This is a genomic window from Arsenophonus sp. ENCA (assembly GCF_002287155.1).
Taxonomy (GTDB): domain Bacteria; phylum Pseudomonadota; class Gammaproteobacteria; order Enterobacterales; family Enterobacteriaceae; genus Arsenophonus; species Arsenophonus nilaparvatae.
In genome coordinates this window covers 1-2,273 of sequence record NZ_NHNG01000301.1, presented here as the reverse complement: position 1 = coordinate 2,273, position 2,273 = coordinate 1, and the positions used below count along the sequence as shown (strand labels likewise).

3 protein-coding genes are annotated in these 2,273 nt (G+C 33.7%); all 3 read right to left on the bottom strand.

The features are described 5' to 3' along the window. Nucleotides 1-34: 34 nt before the first annotated feature. Nucleotides 35-586 (bottom strand): hypothetical protein, encoded by a 552-nt coding sequence (locus tag CBG25_RS08175; protein ID WP_290605941.1) that lies wholly within the window; start codon nt 584-586, stop codon nt 35-37. A gap of 22 nt (nt 587-608) precedes the next feature. Further along, a complete protein-coding gene (locus tag CBG25_RS08170) occupies nt 609-1,553 on the bottom strand; it encodes a hypothetical protein (RefSeq protein ID WP_290605939.1) in 945 nt (314 codons plus the stop codon). A gap of 367 nt (nt 1,554-1,920) precedes the next feature. After that, a partial coding sequence (locus CBG25_RS08165; RefSeq protein ID WP_290603898.1) for a transposase family protein occupies nt 1,921-2,273 on the bottom strand: 353 nt, incomplete at its 5' end.

The following is a 2,273-nucleotide window of genomic DNA, read 5'->3' as shown; positions in this document are numbered from 1 at the left end:
ACTGCTTACTTGCAAGAATATTTTATAGATATCTTTAATGCATGGATAACCGGACAAAATATGAACATCCTGATTTTTTCTTGTTTTTAAATTTATACTTCTTTTTTAGAGACTGCGAAACTCGTGTATCAATGCGAATTAGCGAAATTTGCCAATCTGATACATTACGATCAGTCATTAGAGCATCATAATCCCCAATTGAGCCAGCCAATGTCAGCCGATTAGGTAGGTGGATCATTTTTTCAAATAGCGGATTATTATTGAAAATAATTTCTTTTAACGAACCAGGCAGATTATTGGGTATGCTTCGCAATTGATTATTATAAACATTAATATATTCTAATTTATTTGGTAGAACTTTAGGTAAAGTAATTAATTGATTACTATAAGCATTAAGCGTAGTTAAAGTTGAAGGTAACTTTTCGGGTAGCTTATTTAATTGGTTATTACTAACATCCAATGCTATTAATGATGAAGGCAGATTAACTGGTAAGAAAAATAATTGGTTACCACTTACATCTAATCTCATTAACATTTCTGGCAATTGACTAGTTAAATGGGTTAATTGATTGTTGCGAACATGCAAATCTTCAATTCTGTAAGGTAAGTTAATAGGTAAAATTATTAATTGGATTATTGTTAGCCGCAAGATAACTTAATTTTTCTGGTAAATTATCAGGCAAACTAACCAACTGATTGTTGCTAACATTCAGCGTTGTTAAACTATTTGGCAGTTTATCGGGTAAACTGGTTAGCTGATTATTATGCACTGAAAGTTTTTCTAACTTATCTGGCAAATTTTTAGGCAACTCAGTCAATTGATTATTACTTATATCAAGTGTTGCTAAGTAGCTAGATAAATTAGTTAGAAAATTTGTCAGTTTATTATAACTAAGATCAAGGTTAGTTAATTTAAAGGGTAAGTAGGCCGGTATCTTCGCCAATTGGTTATTGTGAGCATTAATAACATTTAAATCAACCGGCAGATTATCCGGTAAAGTGGTCAAATAATTGTTGTCTACCAGTAAAATCTTTAATTTTTGTGGTAAATGGTCAGGCAAAATAGACAGTTGATTACCGCTGATATCAAGTTGCTGTAATGAATCTGGTAGGTTATTCGGTAAAATTTTTAACTTATTATTGCTAGCAGAAAGGAATTGTAAAAAATTTGGCAACTTCTCAGGCAATTGCACTATCAAATTACTATGAAAATCAAGGTGTTTTAAATCAACTGGTAAATTATTAGGTAAGAAAACGAGTTTATTACGGTGAATGTAAAAATTTTCTAATGTGTCAGGTAAACTATTCGGCAACTTTGTTAATCGATTACTGCCAACATTAAGATAAGCTAACTGCTCCGGCAATTGTTCAGGTAACTCCATTAATTGGTTACCACTAACATTAAGATATGTTAATGAATTTGGTAGATTATCAGGTAAATTAACCAATTGATTATTACCTAGAGCTAAATAGGCTAAAGACTCTGGTAAAAGCGTAGGTAAAGCCGTTAATCGGTTATTACGAGCATCGAGACTGTTTAAATTATCTGGCAAATGATCAGGTACGAAATCAATTGATTATTGTGAACATCCAAACTTTCTATACTATTTGGTATAGTATCAGGCAACGTAGTTAGCGCTAAACCCGATAAATCAAGCGAAGTCATTCCTTTTTTTAAACAACTGATTAACCGTTGAAATGCAACCTCTCTATACTCTCCCGAATCTTTATTAACCGAATTAAGCCATTTCATCCAATCGGTAATGGTTGATAAGGTAATCGAATTGTCGCTAATATTTTGCGATGTTAACCTACGCAACACTTTGTCAGGTACAGCTAACGTAGAATCAATGACAAATTCCTTTAATAAGCGTGTTGCTTAATAGTGAAATAAGGGTGTTTCGGTGATTGAAGTAAATTTTACGCTGTTCTGAGATGGAAATTCCAAAGACCTGCGCTAAGGAGTAAGAAGGTATCATCAATAAAGGGTCTACGATTCCGTAAAATTTGGGTCATGCAACCGAGGCGCTTGATACCCGCGATGGCGTGTTCAACTGTAATACGGATGCCCGAGATTATTTTATTTTCTTGTTTTTGTTCAGGCGATAAAGGTCTTTTTCGAGTTCCTTTTTTTGGGATTTGTGTATTAGGATGCTGTTTATCTATACCTTGAAAACCGGTATCTGCCCAGATGGTTACCTCAGGAGGAATATGGCGAATTATATCGACTTTATCGAGTAAGCGTTTATCGTGACGGCGCCCATTTTTGCTCA